The organism is Joostella sp. CR20 (assembly GCF_038433465.1).
Classification (GTDB): Bacteria; Bacteroidota; Bacteroidia; order Flavobacteriales; family Flavobacteriaceae; genus Galbibacter.
Genome location: NZ_JAESVF010000001.1, coordinates 685,596 through 710,066, shown reverse-complemented (window position 1 = coordinate 710,066; position 24,471 = coordinate 685,596). Strand labels below are relative to the sequence as shown.

Here is a 24,471-nt window from a genome sequence, read left to right as displayed (position 1 = left end):
ATTATCTATAAAGTGTAAAATGCCCAACAAACTCTCTATCATCCGTTGAATCGTTGAGTTTTATTACGTACCAATAATCTCCTGTTGGAAGTTCAGCTCCATTATATTTTCCGTCCCATTCATCACCAAATCTCAATTCAGCTACTACTCTACCATATCTGTCAAATACTTGCGTAACCATATTTGGATACAATAAAGTGTTATTTGGCGACCAAGTATCGTTATTGGCATCTCCATCTGGAGTAAATACATTTGGAATTTCAATATCGATGAATGTCATTGAGATTTGCGCTACGACTTCGCATCCGTTGGCGTCAATAACTTTTACTTCGTAGTCGCCACTTTCTTTAATGATGTATTCTTGATTTCCACCTGTAGAAACTCCATTTACAAAGTATTGATACGGAGCAGCACCACCGCTTGGAGAAATTGTAAATTGATTGATATTACTCTCTCCAACCGACATATTTAACGGATCGATAGGATCTACTGTGAATTCAACTGTTTTCTCGCATCCGTAGTAAGAAACCGTTACTTTATGATCTCCAGGTGTTAAATTGGTAAACGTATTTTCAAATTGATCTGGGCCATCATCTAACTTATAGATAACCTCTTCTAAATCTGTTTGTGCCAATTCGATAACCACTTCGTTTACTGAACTGTTTTCAAAACAAATCTGATTCATTTCTACTCTTGGCGAAAGATCTACAGCTTTGTCTAGCGTTACAATAACATTGGTTGTACATCCGTTGGCATCTTTTACAAACACCACATACGTTTCTCCACCTTCAAGACCTTCAAACATAGTTCTGTTTTCAACAAACTTGTCTTCGTCTTGAGTGTTTAAAGCTGTATAATAAGGAGCTGTTCCACCAGCAATGTTAATTTCGAAACTTCCTGTTTTATCTCCTGCACAGAACTCTTTTTCTAGAATGTTTGCTTTTGCTACAACTGGACTTGGCGCTTTAATTTCTCTCTTATAAACAAACGGATTACATCCTTTTGAATCTTGAGCGATAATGGTATAAGTTCCTGGTTCTAAATCTTCAAAAACATTTTTGCTTTGGAACTGATCAAGGTTTGGAGAAATTGCAAATTGATAATCTCCTGTACCTCCTTGAAGTTCTAATTCGATTCTACCCAAATCATCAGAACACAACGGATTGAAAATAACTGGTTCTTTAGAGGTTAATTCTTGCCCTTCTTCTATTTGAATACGCTCTGTAGCAGAACAATCTTTACTATTAACTTCAACAAAATAAACCCCTGCTGGTAAATCGGTAAATGTATTTTGGGTTTGCTCTGGTCTCACCACAACACTACCAGACACATCGTAAAGTGTGTATAAATAGTTTCCTAATCCGCCTTGAGCATCTACTTTAATATACCCCGTAGCCTCATTGTAACAACTTACATCTGTTACCACAGTTGGTAAAATTTCTAGCTCCCTAACAGGGTTTATAGTAACCGTATTCGATACTTGAGAAATACACTCTTCGGCATCTCTAACAAAGTACTGATGTGTAACTGCTACTGTAAGCGGTCCTGGCACTTGAATTTGAACACTATTTCCAGACATTGGTGTCCAAGGTCCGTTTTCAGAAGTGCTATATTCATATCCATTTCCTGTACCTCCACTTGCCGAAAGCTCAAGAGTAGCACCCGTTGTACAAGTGTTATTTTTAAGGATTCGTAAAGAGGCAACTACCTCGCTAGGTTCTGTAATAAATACAGGATTTGTATCAGAATCACAACCGTAATTATCGGTAACAGTTACGCTGTAATTACCTGCACCCAAACTAGTAAATACATTTGATAATTGAGGCGTAGCGCTAGAAGTAACATTTCCAACTTCGTCCAATGTATTTAAAATGTACAAATAGCTTACAGATGAGTCAAAATCTGGTCTTCCTCCAGAAATTACAGAAACGGTTATACTTCCTGTTTTATCTCCTTCACATAAAATACTGCTAGAAATTGCTGTTGAATTTGCTACAATTGGAGATGGTTGTGTAATCGTTATTGTTTCAAACATTTCACATCCTCCAGCGTCTTTAACATACACATCATATGTTCCTGCTGAAATATTAGTGAAAGTACTACTTGAAGCATAATCTGAATTTGAAGGCACTTTTCCTTGTCCTACTAAGGCAAATTGATAACTACCCCATCCTCCATTAGCTGAAGCTTCAATTTCAGCAATATTAGAAACACAACTTAAATCCTCAGTAATTGTAACATTTATATCTAATGCTGTTATTGGCGATTTAATACTTACTGTGTTCGTTGTTGTTGGGCAGTAAGGAGTGTCTGTAGCTGTAATTTCAACATAATAATTACCAGCAGGGATACCGCTTACAATTGTACTTGTAGAGGCTACTCCAGAGCCTATTAATCCAATGGACGTTCCGTTGCTTTCAAAAACTTCATACGCATAGTTACCTACATAGTTTTTAACATCAACTGTAATTTCACCAGTATTTGAGCCTAAACAACTAATACTCGAACTTGCACTTGCAGTAGCTTCAATAGTATTGTATGGTTCCACTGTATATGGGTCTGTAATATAGAAACACCCTGTAACATTGTCTGTTACTTGGAAAACATAATCACCAGATGTAGGTAAATTAAAGTTTGCTGTTTGCCCTATTATACTTTGAGATGGTCCTGAAGGCAATATATCAATAGTAAAATCGCCAGAACCGCCAGTAACATTAACAGCAACTTCTTCTGGATTTGCACAAGTTATAGCAGTAACAAGTGAAACCATTGTTGAGGTAATTTTAGGAAGCGGACTTATTACAACTGGGTATGTATCGAAACAACCATTAGCATCTTTTACATACAGTGTGTAATTTTCGGTACTTCCAGTATCAACTACGTTAAATACATTGCTATTTTGATAATTTGTTCCATCAATACTATATAAATAAGGAGCTGTGCCTGTTGTTGCATCTACATTTACAGTTATTTCTCCAAGAGCAATAGTATTATCTGGGTTACAAGCAAACTCTGTAGTTACAGAAGCTGTAAAAGCTAATGCCATTGGCTCTGTAATAGTAACAATTTCTGAATCGTTACAACCTAAAGCAGAGTTTACTGTTACGGTATAGTTTCCTGCAGGAAGCCCAGTGAACAATCCGCTAGTATTTGTAGCTGTAACAGGTCCCGTTAACACATACGTATAAGGTGGATTTACAGCCGTAGTTGATGTTACAGATGCTTTAATTGTTCCATCACTAGCACCTTCACAAGAAACATTTGTTGTTTTAGAAATTACTAATTCTGGCACAACAGGCGCATCTAAATCTAATATTATTGGTTTAGAACATCCAACACCATCTGTAACGGTAAATGTATATGTCCCTACTTGATCTAACCCTGTAAACACTGGGTTACTACCATTATTAGCTATTGTACCATCAGGGTATTCAACCTCAAATAAATAGGTTCCATCTCCACCAGTAGCATCAATAGTAACTTGCCCTCCTACATTCGCATTTGTTGCATCACAAGAAATACTGTTATCTATGGAATAATTAAGTGCAATCTCTTCATATAAAGTAATTGATGTATGTAGAACTGTTGAACAATCCCATGTATCAGAAATTCTCACTTCATAAATTCCTGCTCCTAATCCAGTAAAGGTTGTTGTCATTCCAATTTGAGGAGTTCCAAAATCGGCACCATCTTTTATAAGTTGGAATTGATAGAGACCTCCTGAACCTCCTAAAACATTATCTACTGTAATTTCGCCACTCAATCCATCACAATTTTGAGTAGTAGCAGTTATACTTCCAGTTATAGGAGTAGGAACCGCAATAGTTTCGGAAGGTAATTGAAGTGGACAACCTTTTTGGTCGATTACCCAAATCTCGTATGTCCCTGTACCTAATCCTTCAAAACGAGGGTTATCGGAATAGTTTGTAACATCATTTTCATCTGGAATTGGTGTTGTACTTACATAGTATTTATAACCACCCCATCCGCCAGTAGTATTAATAACTTCGATTACTCCGTCGTTTAAAGCACAGGTTTGAGCATTTACAGTAGTGTCGGCTGTTAGTGCAACTGGCGGCGTTGTAATTGTAAATACCGTTGTTTGACTGCAATAAGGAGCATCATTTTGAATTACCTCAGCAAGGTAAGTACCTGTTTCAAATTGATCTAGTGTTATTATTGAATTTCCAACACCTGAAGCAGATTTAATAGCTGTACCATCATCCGATCTATCATTTGGCGTTCCATTGGTATTATATATATAAACAATAACACTTCCTGAATAAGTAGGATCTTGAAGTTCTACTGTTATTTCTCCTGTTTGAGAGCCAAAACACACTACACTCGAGGTAACATTTAAATCGATTTCGAAAGTATTTGGATCTGTTAATTCTTCTGTTCTATTTAACTCACAACCCGTATTATCATTAACAACTTTTACTTGGTAGTTTCCAACATCTAATCCTGTAAAAGTGTGAGAATCTACATTACCAGTAAAGGAATTTAATTGACTTCCTGAAGCATCATATAATGTGTAAATTAAAACATCCGTTCCAATACCCAACGATAACGTTACATCTACCTGAATACTTCCATCCCCACCATTACATGTTGGATTAATTGGTGTTGTCCCTATATTTTCCAATTTATTATATGGTAAAATATCTACATCATCAGAAATAGAACATCCGTTTTCATCATATACATTAACTACAACATTACCTCCAGCAATATTCGAAACGTTAAAAGTATCCTCAGCTCCTTTTTGGATTCTATCGTCGGAAGGATCTGAAGGAGTACTATTGTCATAGATAAATTCATAAGTATAACTTCCAGTTCCTCCAGTAACACCACTTGCCTTTACAACAGCTTCATTTAAAGCATTACCTACAGTACAAGCAAATTGCGTTGGAATAAGCATTAAATTCTCTAATTGAGCTGGTTGATAAATTGTTTCTGTAATTGTTGAAGAACACGTATTATCTGAATTTCCTGTTACTTTTATAGTATACGTATTACCAGATACTGTACCTGCTAATCCACTAAATGTAGCTTGGTATGCAGGAGCTGTATTATCTGGTTGAATACTGGTAATTGAACTTCCATTCAATTCTACAATTTCAAAAGTAAAAGGCCCTATTCCGTTATCTACTGCTGAAACTGTAATCGAACCATTATCAGCATTAAAACAATCTACATCTGTTTTAGAATTAATAACAGGTTTAGGAGTTATTTTATCTGGCACTACAACAGTTTTTATTACTGTACAGCCGCCATTTGCAGCATCTGTAACGGCTATTGTATAGGTGCCTGGAACATTTGCATCTGTAAAAATTGTTGGATTCGAAACCATAACCACATCTGTAGGCGAACTACTAAACCCGGTAGGCCCTGTAATTGTGTAGGTGATGTTAGAAAGCGCTGATGCAGAAGAACCTCCGCTCACTTCAAAAATAAGTTCAGCATTTTGATCTCCCGTTTGGCAATCTAAATTTTCATTTAGATCTGCTTTTACAATTAATGGATCATACACATTTACTTGTGAAGCTCCAGAAACAGTACATCCGTTAGTATCTTTTACTACAATATCGTAAGATCCTGTTGGAAGCTTAGTAAACTCATTGTCGTTTAACTGACCAAAAGTAAGTCCGTTATCAATAGAATAGTAATAATCTCCTGTTCCACCAGTTGCTGTAATTGTAATTGTTGATTTTCCATCACAATTATCGGTAACAACATTAGTAATAACTGGTGGTTGCGAAATAGTAAGAGCTACAGATCCTAAGTTATTTGTACATCCAAATTGATCTGTTACTGACACGTTTACTGTTATAGAACCAACTGTAGGATCTAACACATCATCAATAGAAACATCCATTGGGTTGTTGGTTGTTGTAATAAAATCAATTGCTGGGTCGTAAATACCGTCATTATCAATATCGAAATTACTGCTAGTTAGTGTAAAAGTATATGAACCTCCACCACCAGTAATATCTAGTACTTCTATAAGTCCTGGAGCATCACATGTAATATCTCTAGCATTAATCGGGTTTCCTGTAATTGGTTTTTGCTCTTCTATTAGGATATTTTCACTCGCACCAATACAGCTATTTGTTCCTCCATTATCTACTTGAATTACTTTAATATAGTATTCATTTGGAGCAAGTCCAGTAACTTTAATTTCTTGTGGGGATGCAAAAGGTTCAATCCCTACACTTGTTTTGATAACATTTCCATCAACATCGTATAACTCCCAAGTCATACTGTTTTCTACAGTACCATCGGTGTCTGTTACTGTAAATGTTATCTCAGCATCATTTGAACCAGCACATGCAGGTTCATATGTACTTGTTATTTCCATTGGTAAAGTAACCAATTCATTCACATTTTTACTACTTTGGCGTACACACCCTGCGTCATCTCTTACATAAAAAACATATGTTTTACCTGGAACCAAATCTTCAAAAACATGGTTAATTGGTGTTGGAGTTGTCCATGTAGCTGTTATAGGGTCGAAAGTAGATGGGTCCTCTGAATATGTGTATTCATATGGAGGATTACCCTGCGTTCCTTGAACATCTACTTGTAATTCATCACAATTAACTACAATAGCTGAAATTGTAATGTTCAAATCATCTAAAGGATAAGGAATAATATATCTAGGGAAGTCTGTTTGGCATATAGTACTTCCTGTTCCATCTACAGTTCTTATAGATGGATAAACAATATCACCCGACTGAAATCCGATTCCTGTAAACTGCGGAGAAGACTGCCAAGTTACTCCTCCATCTGCACTAAACTGAACAGTACCTATGGTATTTGGATAATTTTCAAATTCAAAACCATAATCATCAGGAACCGAACTCACACACGTAGCTGGTAAAATAGGATCAATATCTGCTGTCAACTCTTCTGGGTTTACAAGATTTGCTGTAGCTGTTGCAGGGCACCCATAATTATCGGTTACAGTAATGGTGTAATTTGCTGCAGGAAGTCTTACAAAAGACCTCGTTACTCCTGTAAAATCATCTACCGTTTTAACATCTGTAACTCCATCATTTAGTACAATTTTAAAAGGCCCAACACCTCCTGTTATTGTTACATCTATAGCTCCATTATCATTATAACACTTAGGTTGTGTTGCAGTTGCGGTTACACTTATTGCTGTAACTTCTTTAATTTCTACCGTCTCCATATAAGTACAATCACTCCCATCTTTAACATATACATCATAAGAGCCTGCACTTCCTGAGTTTACGGTATAAGTATTTGAAGTAACATAATCTGAAACTGTTGGCGTGCTACCAGAAGTCATATACGCATATTGGTAACTTCCGTCACCACCAGAAGTAGTAACTTCTATAGATCCTGGGTTGCAAGCAATATCCTTTGGAACTATAATAGCATTTAGTTTGGGCGTTATAACAATTCCCGTCTTTGTAAGATTACATCCATACCCGTCTTTAATGTCTATTTCGTAAGAACCTGGTGTAAGTCCAGAAATAGTATGGTGAGTATCATCTATATTAAAGTCTTTATAAACCCCACCATTCAAACTAATTTGATAGTTACCATTACCGGAAGTAACTTCTATTTCTATCGTTGCATTGTTATCTCCAGCATAGCATGAAGTTGGGGTTGCTGTAAAAGCTATTGTCTCTGGAGCTGCTACTGATATAGCTTCAGAAACTGCTTCACAGTTATTACTGTCTTTTGCACGAACTATATAATTCCCGATAGGTAAGTTGCTAAAAACTCTATTGGTAGTATTGGTAGCAAAATCATAACCAGTAATAATATTTCCTAACTCATCCTCTAACTGATAATTATATCCAGGCGTTCCTCCTTGTGCAGTGGTTGCGGTTATAGTTGCTGTTGTTACATTACATGTTATTTCTGAAGTTATTTGCGCAGTAACTACTACTGGATCTGGCTCTGTAATTGTAAATGGAAGTGGTGCACTACATGCTAATGGAGGTGTTGTACTTTGATTAGCTACATCTCGAACAGCTAACGTATAAGAACCTTCTCCAAGTCCTAAAGAAATTGTTTCTGTTGTATTTGTAGAACTTCCCAGTATGGTAGCAAAATCATCTAAACTATATTCGTATCCGCTAGCTCCAAAATTTACTACCGATATGGTAAGCTCACTATCGCTATTAGTATTACAAGAAACATTAGTTTGTCCGATAATTTCAGCACCAAAGGCGTTTCCATCTTCAATTGTTACTTGAATTTCCTTAGTAAAAGGACATTGTTTTGGAACCTGATATGCATAAATATCATCAATAGCAATATCATTTCCATTTGTAGCGATATTATTTGTTCTTATAACAATATCAAGCTCTGTATTATTTTTTGGATCGATTGCAACTTCAATTTTATTCCAATCTGAAGTACTTGTATGTTTAGCTATATTTCCTGAAACATAGTTATTAATTACATTACCCGATTTATCCACAAGTTGAACTTCAATATTTGGATCTTGCCCAGAAGTTCCTTGTCTCATTAAATTATAAGCATATAATTCAACTATAATATTTTGATTTGGAATTACATCTTGAACAGTTTTTTGATAAATTATACCACCTTGACCTGCTACACTACCAACATTAATTGCCAAGAATCTCCCATCGCTAGCACCTGTAGTATGATCTACTGGAGAATCCCATGTTCCAAACGGACTTACAATTTTAGAGGTAACCGCATACTCTCCATCGTTAATATTAATATTGTTGGATGCTTCAGGCATACAATCAATATTAACGTTGCTCACTTGTGGTTCATAACAATAAACCGAACTTATGTTTGGACTTGTAGTAGTTTGTCCAACACCATAGTTCTCATTTAAAAGGTCTGAATATGTTGTTGGTGTCGTATCTTCATAAGAGACAGAAATTGTATGTGTCCCTACAGGTAAACCTGTAAAAACATTTGAATCTGCAGGCGTATTTAAACTGCCCCCTAAGCTATATGTATAATCATATGTACTTATAGATGGATTTACAACTACATTTCCTGTCCCATCACAATTATAGGTTAACACAAATGGCAATTCTGGAGCCGAAGGTGGATTATCAACTGTGACATCCATTCCATAAATACATCCTTTAGAATCTCTAACAAATACTGTATAATCTCCAGCTGGTAATTTCCCTACAGCGCTAGAAGTATAGGTAGAACCTCCATCAAAGCTATATTCATATGGAGGAGTTCCCCCTTGAGGATTTGTTATTCTTACCTCAGCACCATTTGAATCACAACCAACTAAAGCAGAAACTCCAGCTGATGCATTTAATGGGTCTGGCTCTTCTAAAATATAAGTAAGACTTTCTGTGCAATCATTACTATCTATTACGCTAATAACATAAGCTCCAGGAGCAAGATTATTAAAAACATTACTATCTTGATAAGTTCCTCCATTAATACTATATCTATATGGAGGTTTTCCATTATTAGCTGTAACTGTAAGAGACGCATTACCATTTCCGTTACATAAAATTTCTGTATTAGTAGCAGAAATTGTAATCGAATCTTCTTTTGTAATAGAGACGCTATACTTTGCTTCACAATAAGCTGTAGCTCCATTTTTATCTCTAACATATATATCGTAAGTCCCTGCAGCGCCTACAACTATTGGGTTTGTTGATGAAAACGTACCTGGAGAATCCCCTGAAGGAACTAAAGAATATACATAATTACCATCTCCACCGCTAGCTGTAATGGTAACATTTGTGGCAGAAGCACAAGACGAAATAGGTTGAGCTGAAGCTGTTACTTTTAACTCAGGATTGATGGTGATAGATTTTGTATCTGTACAATTTTTACCATCTGTTACTGTAATAGTATGTGTTCCTGGCTGCAGCTTATCAAAAATACCCACAGTATTTGTTCTTTCTCCATTTAATGTATAACTCAAAACTCCAGAACCTCCAGAAGTAACAGTAGCCGTTAATGTTAATCCTGATGTTGTATTATAACAAACATCATTAGCAGAAATACTTAGTGTAGGCGGTATAGCAGCATCAATATTAAAACTACTTGTTTCTGTATTACATCCGTTAGCGTCTTCAACTTGAATAGTATAACTTCCTGAAGGTAGATTTGTAAATGAGCCTGAAGTATTACTAGCTATAGAGGTGTTTGTATTATCTAATAGTTTATACGTGTAACTTCCCCACCCTCCAGATGCAGAAATAGTAACAGCTCCTAAAACTGTTCCTGAAGAAGAACAACTTTCGTGTGTTACATCTGGCGTACCTATTACCAATGGAGACGTAGGTTCTTCTACAATAACAGTATCGGTGTCTGTACATGCTGTTTCTGAATCGGTTACCGTAATTGTATACGTACCTGCTTCGAGTCCTGTAATATTTATTGTTGAAGTAGTTTGCGCCACCAATGAACTTTCTACAGTTGTATTTGAAGCATCTACAACTGTATAATTATAATTAGTGATGAATCCGCTTACAGTATATCTTATCTCTCCATCTTTTCCGTCAACACAACTTACATTACTAATTCGTTGACCTACCACTCCAATAGGAGTTGATAACGGAATGGTTAAATTCTCGTCATACGTACAACCTTTTGAATCTGTAACTCGGAAGGTATAAGTATTCCCTGCCTTTAAGCCGTTAAAAACATTGTTATTACCATTGTCTGTAACTGCAACTGTAGGTGCAATAATTGTATAGTTTATCGCTCCTGCCCCTCCAACAACAGAAAGCGTAACATCTGATGTTTGCAAAGGACACTGTGGTGTGGTTGTGGTAAAGTTTATATCTGTTGGCTTTGTTAATGGGTCAATTACAATTTGACCTGCTTCTTGAACACACGAAATGCTATTTTTATCTCTATAACTAGGTGTATAAGCTCCTGCTGTTAGTCCTCCAAAAACTGGATTATCTTGCCAGTTTACACCATCAATAGAATATTCAAAAGTTCCTGAGCCGCCAGTAGCATTAGAAAATGTAATTTCACCATCTGTTAAACAAGAATAATCACTAGATAAACTAGCTGTTGCTGAAATTTGAACTCCAGGGTTGATGGTTACATCTTTAGAAAAATCACATGTTATATTTCCTTTGACTCCTCTTACAGTAACTGTGTATGTATCTGGAGCTAAGTTGTTAAACTGTGATGAACTTCCAAAAGTAACACCATCAATACTATATGAAACATTATATCCATTTGCATTAGATAAGTTTATTGATATCGAACCATCATTTGAATTCAAACAAGTCTCTTCAGTAGGGTTTACAGTAAATTCAATATCAGGATCTACATCTATCGTTACTTTATTAGAAATTGCATAGCAATTGTTTCTATCAACAACAATAAATTCGTAAGATCCTTGTTCTCCTAAATATATATCAAAAATATTTCGTGTTTGAAATGCATCAGCAGGAATGTCTTTAACATCCGAATATAAAGGTCCTCCTGTTCCATTTACATCTACATAACTCCAAATTGCATAATTATAAGGCGTTTTACCTCCTGTTGCATTTAACAAAATATTACCTTCTCTACAACTAACATTTTGTGAAACAACTGCTGTTAAATTTAATTTTGGTGGCGCGGTAAGAGTTACTTCTTCTTCAGCTAAACAAAAATCTTTTGTGGTTACTCTTAATTTGTACGTTCCAGCGGTAACATCTAAAAATTGGTGGTTGTTATCGTCGGTTTGTCTTTCTTCAGCAACAACATCGTCATTACTATCAATTAAGGTATAAGTGTACCACGCACGCGCATTGTTTACCGAAACATTAATCGAACCTGTATCTCCAAAGCAATACGGATCGGTAATAGAGGTATTAACATCAAAATTTTCGTTAGAAATGGCAATGTTTTCAAACTTAAACAAACAAGGTTGTCTGTCGCCACTTTCTAGTTCGATACCCGCTTGTCTGATGTAAACACTGTAAGTTCCTGCATTACTAATTTCGAAAGATGGAATATCTTGCCAAGTAGCATTGTTTGGATCGAAATTTACAGAAGAAAGTGCTACGGCAAACTCATAATCGGTTGAAACTCCAGAAATATCGATACTTCCCAAAGTCTCACAAATAATGTTTTCTGAAGTAATTGTTGGATCTACGGAGTTTTCGTAGGCTTTGAAAGGATATCTTGTAAAACACCCTCCGTCGTAAGTAACAACCAATCTATATTCTCCTGGCCCAGTTAACGTATAATTTTGACTTGTACTCATGGTTGTCCATCCACAAGAGTTGCTTCTTGTAGGGCAATCGTCTTCAATACTTTCTTCTGAACAACCATCATTTAAACGTTGCCATTCAAAAGAAATAGCTCCGTTAAAGTTATCTGCTGAAAGTAATCTGTCGTCGTTTGTTCCGCATAAGAAAAACTTCGGAAGCAAAGAACCATCATTGGTACAAGTTACAACTTCGTCGGCATCATCTTGAAAAGGATTAGCAGGGTTGTTTGTTCTCGGTTCAACCGTAAAAAACTCATCAAAAGCAGAACATGGAGCAGGAATAGTTTTTACCACCTTATACGTCCCGAAAGTACTAGTTGAGTACGATTGGTTAGTTGCCCCTGGAATAATAACATAATTTCCAGAAGCATCTTGTCGATACCACTGGTACGTATCAAAACCATTACCTGCAACAAGCTCGGTAGTGGCACCACATAACGGAATTTTTGTATCTACGATACACTCTCCGATATCGGCTAAGAAATTTGTAGATCCTGGGATTGCAATATCACAAGCATCATAATCTGCCACACTCGGATCGTCTGTTATAACCGCTTTATTAACATCTCCAGTATAAGATGCATATGCTAAGTTTTCTATAATATTGGAGCAGGCATCTCTTAACTCGTAACAGTTGTTTACAACTTGAACTTTAATACGTATTTCATACTCTGGATCATCAATCTCTACAAAATTATCTGGAATATTAAAGTACACTGAGTGTGTAGCAGGATCATACGTATAAGTTACACTTTGACCATTTATAGAAGCTGGTAATTGAATATCGGATTCTAAAATGTTAACATTTGCAGGTAAAGCATCTCTAATAACAAGATCTTCAGCATGGTCGTTTCCTACATTCTGAAATTTTATAGCATAATACATTTCCTGTCCGAGGTCTACTTCTGCTCCTGTTATATCATTCCCATCAATATCTTCAGCAACTTTGGTAAGCTTAACATCTGGTTCAATAATATCAATAGAAATGGTATTTAAAAAAACTCCATAACCATCTCCAGAAGTTGAAACTTTTATAGAAACTCCAGTTTCTCCATTATCAATTACATTATTAGAAGGATTATTTAAGTTGAAAATATCAGCATCAAAACCTAGAGTATTACTACTTTTTGTATTTCTGGTAGTAACATTATATCCATCAACAGTAATATTACTATTAAAGAAGTTATCTATTGGATTACCATCGTTGGACAAATCTGTAAAATTAGACTTTCCATCTGCTTTGATAGACATTCTATCTCCAGATAACCTTCTATCCCCTTCTAATGCTCCAACTCCTAATCTTGCCCTAACTGGTCCTGTAGGAATCGTTTGGAATCCTCTATAACTAAACTCTTGAGAAACAGTACCAGTAACCGCTACATAACCATCGAACGTAGAAATATATTTTCCAGGCATGTTTGGGTCTTCATAAACAATTAATAAAACCCATCCTCCTCCAGATCCACCATTTTTTCTTCCTTGCGTGGCACGTACATTTCCAACAAAGTAGCTTCCATTTGGATTTTCTAAAGGCGTAATTAAATCTGTAACATCTGCATAGCACACATAACTTGTTTCCCAAAATTTGTTAGTTGGTGCTCCGTAATAAATCTCTTCATCCGCAGGAACATCTACATAACCTGCACCTGGAACTGCTAGTTTTACTGTTTTGTATTCTAAAATGTCTGTACCCGAAGTAGCATTTCCATCGCTTCCTCTATCAAAAGGATAAATTGCCGACCAATACAAACCTGCATATCTAATTTTAGCACACTCCTGTAGCGATAAATCGGAACTAGTAGAACTAAAAGTTGAAGTATCATTATCAATATCAATATATTCAACATTAACATCATTATTATTGCTACCTCCTGTATAATCTTCATTGGCAGAAATAGAGCTGTCATCTTTACTAACTACATTGTTAGCAAGCATAACCAATTCACCACGAATGTTTGTAGTATAGCGTTGTTGAAATTCTTTACCAACCTGAGCAGATAAAGCAGAAATACATGCAAAGAATATGCATGCAAATACAGTGTACGACTGTAGCGTAAAGTAGTTTTTTTTCATAGTGTTAAGCTTTGGGGACTTGTTACTATTGTTAAATTTTATGTATGTTTTTTATGTGTTGCCTAAGTATTTTTCATAGGCATTATCCATATATCATTCTTATAATTAATACTCTTTTTATACCATTGGAGCGCGGTGTTCCAATCGGTTGACTTATTTAAATACACATAGTTATAGTTGTTCTTCGGATTAATAAAAATATCCGCATCTATACCTTCTGCTTTTAATTGATCTACATATTTAGTTGCATTTTTTTCTTCTGAAAAAACATTGGCAATTACATAGTATCCTTTTTCTTCTGACGGAACATCCTTCGATTCTTGCTCATCGTTTACTAACACTTCATTTGAATATCCTAACTCATCTGAATGAAATATCCTTGTAACATACCTATCGGTACATTCACTTAATCCGTTAATGTATTGTATTTCTGAAATTACGCCAGCAGTAGTCTCGTTCTCAGTAGGAATAGCAACTTGCTTTGAGTTTGATGTACTTCCCGATGGTTTTTCATTTTCATCATTTGAAGCGACTGCTGTTGTTGTTTGTGTAGCATCATCAGAAGTAGTGCTTTCAACATTCATCACCCAAACCTCATCTGTATACGTACCGTTGAATTGCGACTTTTGTGCATTGGTAGCTTCAGCAACAGTATTGTATTTTTTGATATACACATATTTTAAACGTCCTTTTGTAAAATAATCAGCATCGATTCCTTTACTTTCAAGGTCATCTATAAAAGTATGCATATACTTTTCGTTTTGATAAACATTAGCAATAACGTAAGCTCCACTTGCTACATTGGCTAGGTTAGTTGTCGTTGTAGGCGTTGTTAAACTGTTTCCAGAGCTTACGCTTGAATTGCTAACTGGCTTAGGGGATGCCTTTGTTTTATTAACTGAAACAGTTTTTGAATTTGCAGTTCGATTTGCACTTCCTAGATTATTATACTCATTGTTATATTTTGTTTGAGCAGTTGCGTATGCATCTTCATCAATAGCTTTCATCATAGCTACAGCACGCTCTTTAACCTCAGCTTCATTGCCTTTACCTTTGTTGTCGTTTACATATTTTATGATGTATGCAAAGCGCTTATTGATATCGTTTTTGCGAGCTTCTTCCATGGAGTCTTGCTTAAACATCATTTCATCAATAATCATATTGTTTTCAGCAACAAGCTTACGCAATCTGGCAATTTCAGCATCTTTATCGGTTATGGTGTCTTGTGGAGATTCGGTTTCGACCAACAATAAGTTTTCGTCTTCTTCTAAATCTTCATACACTCTATTCTCACTTAGCGTAGGTTGAAATGCGTATGCAAAGTTTATTTCATGTGTAACTCCAAAGTTTGAAGTTTCATTGCTAAGTCCTTTTTCAATAGTGTAACCCAACGAAAGTCGCTTTGTAATATTAAATCCTAAACCGGCAGCAATTCCGTAGTAATCATCATAACCAGCTTGTACCCAACCTAATTTTGGCATGTCTAAAATTAAACTTCCTGAAAGATTAACATCTTCATCTCCAACACGTCTAGCACGTGTTAAAGCAGTAAGCTTGGCGTCTTGCATCATGCCGACACCATTTTTAAACCGATTGGTATACATTAAATGTCCTGTAAAAGTTTTATCCTGAAAATCGGTTACAGGCTCATTGGTTTTAAAATTATAATCGAATGCATTTTCAGCATAAATACCAACATCAAAACTTCCGATAGAAAGATTGATACCTGGCTGAAATGAAATTAAAGAACCGTCTTGTAAATCGGCAATAGTTGGATCGTCTGGTTGTGACGGATTGATATTGCTTCTATCAACTCCACTGTTGTAGTATGAAAGGTTAAAACCGAAAGTTAAATTACTCTTTTCTGACAGACGAATACCGTAGGCGTAATTCGACATAACACCGAAGTTCGAAATGGTTCCGAAACGTTGGTGATACACACTTAAGCCTAAGCCCGAACGGTCGCTTATTCTCCCTGAATAACTCCCTAAATAGGTTTGAAAATTATCGTCGAAACTCACCCATTGATTTCTGTGATAAAAATTGAAATACGAATAGTCTTCGTTTACGGTAGAAAAAGTAGGGTTAATTAAAAATCTATTGAACTTTAATAAGTTTTGAGCAGGGATATCGATAGAGGCCACAGGCACATCTTCCTGCGCAAATAGGCAGGTTGTACATAAAAGTAAGATGTAAAGTAACCTCAGTTTCATTGTTATTTAATAACAGTTATTGTTCCTTGTTTTAGGGTTTCTTTCCCTTTGGTTATTTTGTAATAATAAATTGGCGGTCTACTTCCGCTATACGTAATACTCGACGATTCTGGCCAATTGTTTTGGTAATCGTTTGTTGAATACACTGTAACTCCAGATTGCTCGTAAATATTTATCGTTATGTCTTTTTGGTATGCATACGAGTTTGGAATAATCCATAAATCGTTAAATCCGTCACCGTTTGGCGTAATTACATTCGGAACAACAAAACTCAATACATGCGTAACTTTTACCTCTTTTACCACTTGGCAATCGCCTACCGAAGCCAAAAGTGTGTACACTCCTTCTTCCGATAAATTTACCGATGGCGCATTGCTTATCAATTCATTTTCACTATCAAACCATTGGTAAAATTCACCACCAGAAGCTGTTACCAACTTACTATCTCCTTCAGGAATTGCAATGGTTTCAGGCGCATCAATCGTAACTACCGAATCGTCAAATTCGTTAATTACAAATGCTTCTGAACGCACAGAACAACCGTAAGCCGAAACCTCCAATTCGTAGGTTCCCGATAAATTGGTTGCAAAAGTAGCAGAAGTTTCTGTTAAAGCAACATTATTGCGGTACCATGTGTATTGGTATTCGCTATTTTTTACTGAAGAAGTAATCTCGATCATGTTTCCATTATCACAAGTTACATTTCCAGATGCAGTTAACACAGGCATTTCTGAAAGTCCTAATTTTACTTCGAAAGCGTTTGAAGAAACTTCCTTTCCTCCTTCCAAAGAAATTTTTAAAAGGTAATTTCCGTTCAGCGAAGCCTTTGCTATTGTTAGTGTTTCTGCTGTTTCGCCAGCAAGCTCTTTTTGATTATATACCCATTGGTATTTTGCGTTTTCTAAAGCTTCATCAGTTAGCACATACGGACTTCCATCTGCGTTTGTGGTTGCAACTTCAGTTAATTCTAAGGTTACAGAACTCGCATCGCATGCGGTATAATTTGGTGCTGTAATGGTAGCTGTATACGCAGAAGGCTCCGTAACCGAAATAGCTTTTGAAGTTTTGCTAGCCGTACATCCATCATCTTGCGTAACTTTTACATAATAATCTCCAATTACAGAAACTTCAAGAGTTTTCGATGCTTCTCCTGCTAGTAAAGTTCCGTTTCTGTACCATTCAAAAGTTGGAGTCACAGCGGTAGTGTTCGCCTCAAGTAAAACCGACTGTTGTGGTAAAACTAAAGTACCGTTGGTAGCAACTAAATCTAAATCAAAACCGCCAGCTTCAATTTGTACGGTTGAAGTCTTTTCTTTACATCCTCCAGGACGCTCAATTTCAACATAATAATCGCCTGCAAAACCAGGGTCGCTTCCTTTAACTTCAAGCGTATTGCTATTATTTTTTTCAATTAAAACATCGTCTTTATACCAAGCATATGTCACGGTTTCATCAACAAGGTCGGTAGTTAACGTATATGTTTGGTCTTCACAAAGCGATACTTTTTTTGCTCCAATCAATTCAACTCCTAAAGAGTTTTCAATATAAACTTCCACCAAATTTGAAGCTGTAGAAGTGGAACAATAACTACCGTAATCTATTTCAGCAAAATAAATTCCAGGCTCGGCAACCTCAATCGAAGGGCCGTGTTCTCCAGGAATTAATGCCATGTCTTTATACCAATTATAAGCAGTTTCGTTTGGATAATTATCAACTTCGAGGTATACGGTTGTTGCTTCACAAACCGATGCTTCTTCAAAATTATTCACTACCAAAGGCTCTTGCACAGTAAGGTAATATGCTCCGAACGGATCGCTACTAGGGCTCGTTTTAGCTGGACTAGTACTACGCACGCGTACTTTATAGTTTTCGCCTCGAACTTCTTCGGGCATTTTAAAATTGAAGGTAAAATCGAAAACTGTGTTCTTGTCTGAAAGTGTTGTAAGTGTTGTTGGGGAAGAGAAATTGCCTTGAGCATCAGAAAGTTCAAGAACGAACTGGTTGTCGGATGCTACGATTGGCGTAGGATCCCACTTGAATTGTACGGAAAAACTATTGAAGTCTTTTGAAGCACAAGCATCTGAAAACCCTAAGACAGGTTTTTTTAAATCTTGCGCATGCATACTGGTAGCTCCAAGTAGAAGCGACAATAGGCAAAGACGAATAGATTTTTTGGGTAAAGTTCTATTCATACGTTCATGTTTTAATTTGGGCAATCACAAAGTAACAACTTTATACAATACAAAACCAAAGTTATTAGAATTTTTAAACTATGAATAGCTTTTGTGGTGAAATGGAGATTTTTATATGTGTAGACTGAAATTAAGTAAGTTATTCACAATTTAGATTTTAAATATACCAATTGGTTTCATATAAAATACTTTATTTACAAGGAATTATAAGACATGTAGAATTCAATTTCAGTAAAAGAAAAATTGTTAATAAGTTGAATTTACGGATTACTTTCAGTAGAAAATATAGAGTGAAAAAGTAAAAAAATTCAGAAGAAAAATTGTAAGAAAATTACGTTTTGCAAATTAAAAGAGAACACAGTAAGAATTAATTAGAAATTATAAGCAGATTACAACACATTATTCGTGCTAACATTAAAAAACACTATAAAAAATACGTAATTTTGCAGGTATAAGTTAATATATAACATGGCAGAAGAAGAAAAATCATTAAATTTTATTGAGCATATCATTGAAGACGATTTAAAAGAAGGCTTTGATAAAGAAAAGCTACGTTTTCGTTTTCCACCAGAACCAAACGGTTATTTACACATAGGACACGCAAGTTCTATCTGTTTAAACTTTGGCTTGGGTGAAAAATATAATGCTCCTGTGAATCTTAGGTTTGACGATACCAACCCAGCAAAAGAAGAGCAAGAATACGTTGATGCCATTAAGCGTGATGTTGAATGGTTAGGCTATAAATGGGAAGAAGAACGTTACGCATCTGATTATTTTCAGCAGTTATACGACTGGGCAGTAGAATTTATAAAAAACGGAAAAGCCTATGTTGATAGTCAAACTTCCGAAGAAATAGCTACACAAAAAGGTACACCAACTACACCAGGAACCGATAGTCCATACAGAAACCGAAGTGTTGAAGAGAATTTAGCGCTTTTTGAACGTATGAAAAATGGTGAATTTGAAGCTGGTGCACATGTACTTCGTGCTAAAATCGATATGAGTTCATCAAATATGTTAATGCGCGACCCAATTATGTATCGTATTTTACACAAAGCACATCACCGAACAAATACCGATTGGTGTATTTATCCAATGTACGATTGGACACATGGTGAAAGCGATTATATCGAACAAGTTTCGCACTCTTTCTGTACGTTAGAGTTTGCTATGCACAGAGAGTTATACAATTGGTTTTTAGAACAAGTGTTAGACCCAAATAAAGTACAGCCTAAACAACGTGAGTTTGCGCGTAGAAATTTGAGTCATACCGTAGTGAGTAAAAGAAAATTGTTACGCCTTGTTGAAGAAGGAATTGTAAATGGTTGGGATGACCCACGTATGCCAACAATTTCTGGTTTGAGAAGAAGAGGGTATACTCCAGATTCCATAAAGAATTTTGCTAAAACTATTGGAATTGCTAAAAGAGACAACTTGATTGATGTTTCTTTATTAGAGTTTCATGTGAGAGAAGATCTTAATAAAAAAGCACCGCGCGTAATGGCGGTACTCAATCCGTTAAAGGTAGTAATTACAAACTATCCAGAAAATACCGATGAGTATGTAGATGCAGAGAATAATCCTGAAGAAGAAACACTTACATTTAGAAAAGTTCCTTTTTCAAGAGAAATATACATCGAGCAAGAAGATTTTAGAGAGGAAGCAAATCGTAAGTTTTTCCGATTAAAATTGGGTGGCGAAGTACGTTTAAAAAATGCTTACATCATTAAAGCTGAAAGCGTTGTTAAAGACGAGCAAGGAAATATTACCGAAGTACACTGTACATACGACCCATTAAGTAAAAGTGGTAGCGGTACTGAAGAAAGTAAGCGTAAAGTTAAAGGAACATTACATTGGGTTTCTATACCGCATGCTAAAGAAGTAGAAGTACGCGAATACGATCGTTTGTTTACAGAAGCTGAGCCAGACCGCCAAGAAGGAAAAGACTTTTTAGAGTTCATCAATCCAGATTCATTAAAAGTAACTACAGGATATGTAGAGCCTAGCCTCGCAGAAGCAAACGTAGGAGACCACTTTCAGTTCCAACGTATTGGATATTTTAATGTCGACCCCGACACAACTTCAGAAAAATTAGTTTTTAATAAAACTGTTGGTCTTAGAGATAGTTGGGCAAAAATTGATAAGTAAGAAAAACGAATCATAATTTTTATTTAAAAGCACTCATTTTCTATGGGTGCTTTTTTTATTTCTTTAACATACTGTGTTAATAATAGGCTAATTACACAATTTTATTCGTAAAATTCTTTCATTTTGCCTATCTTAGATACTACAAATTAACACACAATTAATTTATTCATTTAAAAAATAAAACTATGTCAAGCAACACAGGAAATACATTACTAGCATTATTAACTGGAGCTGCTATTGGAGCAGGAATCGGAATTTTATACGCACCAGAAAAAGGAGATGTAACGCGTAAAAAAATTAAAAAGAATGCTGAAAAAACTCAGAAAGAGTTAGAAAAACAATTAAAGAAAACAACTTCTCAGTTGAGTTCTAAAGCTGATAAAGCTAAAGCAGAATTTGAAACGAAACTAGAAGACACACTTTCTTCAATGAGCTATAAAGCAGATGATATTTTGGTGGCGCTAGAAGCAAAACTAGAAGAATTAAGAGAAAAGAATGCGAAGCTTCAAAAAGAAGGAATTGTAAATAAAATCGAGGCTAAAGTAGCCAAAGCAACTAAATAATAATTTATGGCTTTAAACCATATTTCTGAAAACGCCGATAACTTACAAAAAAGTACGCAAGATTTTATTGAACACAATTTTGAATACTATAAGTTAAGCGTTTTTAAAAAGTTAACAAAAGGAACTACTTCAATGATACTGTTTATAATCATTGGAGCAGTTCTATTTGGAGCAATGTTATTACTAACATTTTCCATCGCACTGTTTATTGGAGCTTGGCTCGATAATATCGCCCTCGGATTTTTAATTCTTGGTGTATCGTATATTATTTTAGCAATAATTGCCTATTACGGATTCCGTAAAACTATAGAGCGCAATGTGCTAAGAAGAGCTTCTGAAGTTTTCTTTGACGGCGATTAAATAGCAACATCTAAAACAAAAACTTAAAAACGTGAAAATTTATACTTCATTTGAAGAAATAGACAAAGACCTAAGAGTATTGCGGTTGCAAAAAGATATTTCTAAAGAAGAAATAAAACTTAACTACCACGGTATAAAAGAAGATTTAGGCTTTTTAAATGTTATAGGAAAAACTACAGGTTTTATCTTGAAAAGAGCATTTGCGCTTAAACTTGTAAAAAAATTGGTAGGATAATATATAACTGAATTCTCATCAGTTAAAAATATAAACAACCCTTAACTTTTATTAAGGGTTGTTTTTTTATTTAATGTTGTAAAAATCTAGTTATTATCAGCAATCTGTAATAATGCACTGTCACCTCGAGCGTAGTCGAGAGGTTATTTGGCTAAACAACTATATGATGGGCTTTTTTCTAAAATAATTAATTATTATTATAGTAAGTAAAATAAATAATATAATAAGTAATTATAAATCTATTTTACTTGTGGTGTAGCTCTTGTATATAGCTAAATCCATGATGAAAACCATACATCCAAAAAGCAAAATGTGTATTATTGAGAATTTGGATTTTATAATCATTTACTGTAAATATTAATCCTACTTCTTATCAAGAACGCGACCACCGCCTTTTTTTATTTCTTCGGCTAACATTGTTTCCATACGAGAAACTTTAGAAACAATTAATATCACTAATAACGCTTCTGGAATTTGTATTAAATCAGAATAAAGAATAGCCTGAGAACCATTTATTAAATCTTCGATGGTATCTTGCTTAAAAGCTGTTTTTAGCACATACTTACCAACAAAATTCGATATTAAAAATAGTGCCCACCAAGCGCCAATTATTAATTTTCCAGATGTTTTGGCATAAAAAGGATTAAACTTTTTAATTACAGCTTGGGTTTTAGACCATATCTCGTTCATTATTTGAACAGGTCTAAACAAAACGATAAACGGTATAAACCATGTCCAAACCGCCATTGACTCTTTATGATCTAATGGAACTTTTAAACGGTGTAAATTTCCATAAGCTCGACGAAACCAATTTAAAAATACAACTACAGAAACAATGTAAATAACAAATTGTAACATCCCGATTACTCCTTGAATTGCATCGCTTGTATTTACTTCGGATTCCGAAATAAAATCGCCTAATTGGGCTCTTTTCAGTAGTTGTATTTCTAAATATCCTGGTACCAATCCAATTACAGCTAGTACCATTAAACTCCAAAAAACTGTTTTTAATAGTTTGGCTCTTTTAGAATTATCAATTATTTCAAGTTCAACAGTGGAGACTATTTGTTGCTCACTCATTTACTCTTTATTTACTTTTTTGGGAAACCATTTTATCGCTATTACATACAATCCTATGGCACAAATTAAACCGCCAAAAAAGCTAAAATTTAAAGTTCCATCTGCTTTATATTGACTTAAAAACACACCAAAACCTATAATTACAACTCCTAAAATTGCATAATAATATTTCTTTTCCATGTAAAAACATTGGTTTTAAAACATTTAATTACTGAAGGGATTTCAGTAATTAAATGTTAAGCAATAATTTCTATTCCTTATCCCCTTCTTTTTCTTTACGCTGACGTTTCATAGCTTCTCCAATTTGGTTACTAGCCGTAAATGAAGCTACCATATTATTGAGCATATCGCTCCCTGCTTGTGGCGAATTTGGTAACAAAATTAAATTGCTATTGGTTTCCTCCCCGATAGACTGTAACGTATCGTAATGTTGCGTAACAACAATAAGCGCAGAAGCTTCTTGAGAGTTGATACCAACTTTGTTTAATACTTCAACCGACTCTTCCAATCCGCGCGCAATTTCTCTACGCTGGTCGGCAATACCTTGTCCTTGAAGGCGTTTACTTTCAGCTTCGGCTTTTGCTTTTTCAACAATTAAAATTCTAGCAGCATCTCCTTCAAACTGCGCAGCTATTTTCTCGCGTTCTGAGGCGTTAATTCTGTTCATAGCAGCTTTCACTTGCGCATCAGGGTCAATGTCTGTCACAAGCGTTTTAATGATGTCAAAACCGTATTCTAACATTGCTTCTTGTAATTCAGCCTTTACAGCAATCGCAATATCATCTTTTTTAACAAAAACGTCGTCTAATTTCATCTTAGGAACTTCGGCACGCACCACATCGAAAACATACGATGTAATTTGCTCATGCGGATATTCCAACTTATAAAATGCTTCGTATACTTTTTCTCTAATTACAACGTATTGCACAGAAATTTTAAGTTTTACAAAAACGTCGTCCAGAGTTTTGGTTTCTACAATTACATCTAATTGCTGAATTTTTAAACTCAAGCGCCCTGCAATTCTATCGATAAGTGGAATTTTTAATTGTAATCCTGAATTTCGAATACTATGAAATTTACCGAAACGCTCTATAGCTACGGCTGTTTGCTGTTTTACAACGAAAAAGGAACTAAAAAGAATAATAATTCCGAAGAAAATAATAGGAATCAAAAATATCATAACTCTAAATTTTTAAATTGATTGATGTTGGTAAAATACAAATTATTTAGAGTATTTGTAGAAGTTATTAGAAAATAATTTATTTGAGGACTTAGGCTGGTTTTCTGAAGTTTTATTTAATCTGAAAATGAAACGAAAACCAATAAAAAAAGCTGTATAAAAGTATCGTTGCCCAAAGGCTTATACTTTTACACAGCTTTAAAATATTTT

The 24,471-nt window shown here is 35.2% G+C and carries 10 protein-coding genes; 4 read left to right on the top strand and 6 right to left on the bottom strand.

What is annotated here, in order from left to right; all coding sequences use genetic code 11:
* Window position 1: 1 nt before the first annotated feature.
* The 3 genes from JMA43_RS03060 to JMA43_RS03050 all read right to left on the bottom strand — a co-directional run bounded on the left by JMA43_RS03060 (window position 2) and on the right by JMA43_RS03050 (window position 18,695).
* Window positions 2-14,290, bottom strand: a complete 14,289-nt coding sequence (locus tag JMA43_RS03060) for a T9SS type B sorting domain-containing protein (RefSeq protein WP_342154826.1) — start codon at window positions 14,288-14,290, stop codon at window positions 2-4.
* A gap of 62 nt (window positions 14,291-14,352) precedes the next feature.
* Window positions 14,353-16,503, bottom strand: coding sequence for a PorP/SprF family type IX secretion system membrane protein (locus JMA43_RS03055; RefSeq protein ID WP_342154824.1), 2,151 nt, complete (start codon window positions 16,501-16,503; stop codon window positions 14,353-14,355).
* 2 nt (window positions 16,504-16,505) lie between these two features.
* Window positions 16,506-18,695 (bottom strand): T9SS type B sorting domain-containing protein, encoded by a 2,190-nt coding sequence (locus JMA43_RS03050; RefSeq protein WP_342154822.1) that lies wholly within the window; start codon window positions 18,693-18,695, stop codon window positions 16,506-16,508.
* A 468-nt stretch (window positions 18,696-19,163) separates the two neighbouring features.
* Here JMA43_RS03050 and JMA43_RS03045 point away from each other — a divergent pair, with 468 nt between their 5' ends.
* The 4 genes from JMA43_RS03045 (at window position 19,164) to JMA43_RS03030 (ending at window position 22,001) form a co-directional block, all read left to right on the top strand.
* Window positions 19,164-20,843 (top strand): glutamine--tRNA ligase/YqeY domain fusion protein, encoded by a 1,680-nt coding sequence (locus JMA43_RS03045; protein WP_342154820.1) that lies wholly within the window; start codon window positions 19,164-19,166, stop codon window positions 20,841-20,843.
* 185 nt (window positions 20,844-21,028) lie between these two features.
* Entirely contained in the window at window positions 21,029-21,406 is a 378-nt protein-coding gene (locus JMA43_RS03040; RefSeq protein WP_342154819.1) for a YtxH domain-containing protein, read from the top strand.
* A 6-nt stretch (window positions 21,407-21,412) separates the two neighbouring features.
* Complete coding sequence (locus tag JMA43_RS03035) at window positions 21,413-21,766, top strand: phage holin family protein (protein WP_342154817.1); 354 nt, start codon at window positions 21,413-21,415, stop codon at window positions 21,764-21,766.
* A gap of 31 nt (window positions 21,767-21,797) precedes the next feature.
* Window positions 21,798-22,001 (top strand): DUF6327 family protein, encoded by a 204-nt coding sequence (locus JMA43_RS03030; RefSeq protein ID WP_342154815.1) that lies wholly within the window; start codon window positions 21,798-21,800, stop codon window positions 21,999-22,001.
* A 363-nt stretch (window positions 22,002-22,364) separates the two neighbouring features.
* Here JMA43_RS03030 and JMA43_RS03025 read toward each other — a convergent pair whose 3' ends face one another.
* From JMA43_RS03025 to JMA43_RS03015, 3 genes are all read right to left on the bottom strand, one after another.
* Window positions 22,365-23,081: a DUF4328 domain-containing protein gene (locus JMA43_RS03025; RefSeq protein WP_342154813.1), complete on the bottom strand. Its 717-nt coding sequence runs from the start codon at window positions 23,079-23,081 to the stop codon at window positions 22,365-22,367.
* Window positions 23,082-23,261, bottom strand: a complete 180-nt coding sequence (locus tag JMA43_RS03020) for a hypothetical protein (RefSeq protein ID WP_342154811.1) — start codon at window positions 23,259-23,261, stop codon at window positions 23,082-23,084.
* Window positions 23,262-23,331: 70 nt separating this feature from the next.
* Complete coding sequence (locus JMA43_RS03015; protein ID WP_342154809.1) at window positions 23,332-24,261, bottom strand: SPFH domain-containing protein; 930 nt, start codon at window positions 24,259-24,261, stop codon at window positions 23,332-23,334.
* Between the last annotated feature and the right edge of the window lie 210 nt (window positions 24,262-24,471).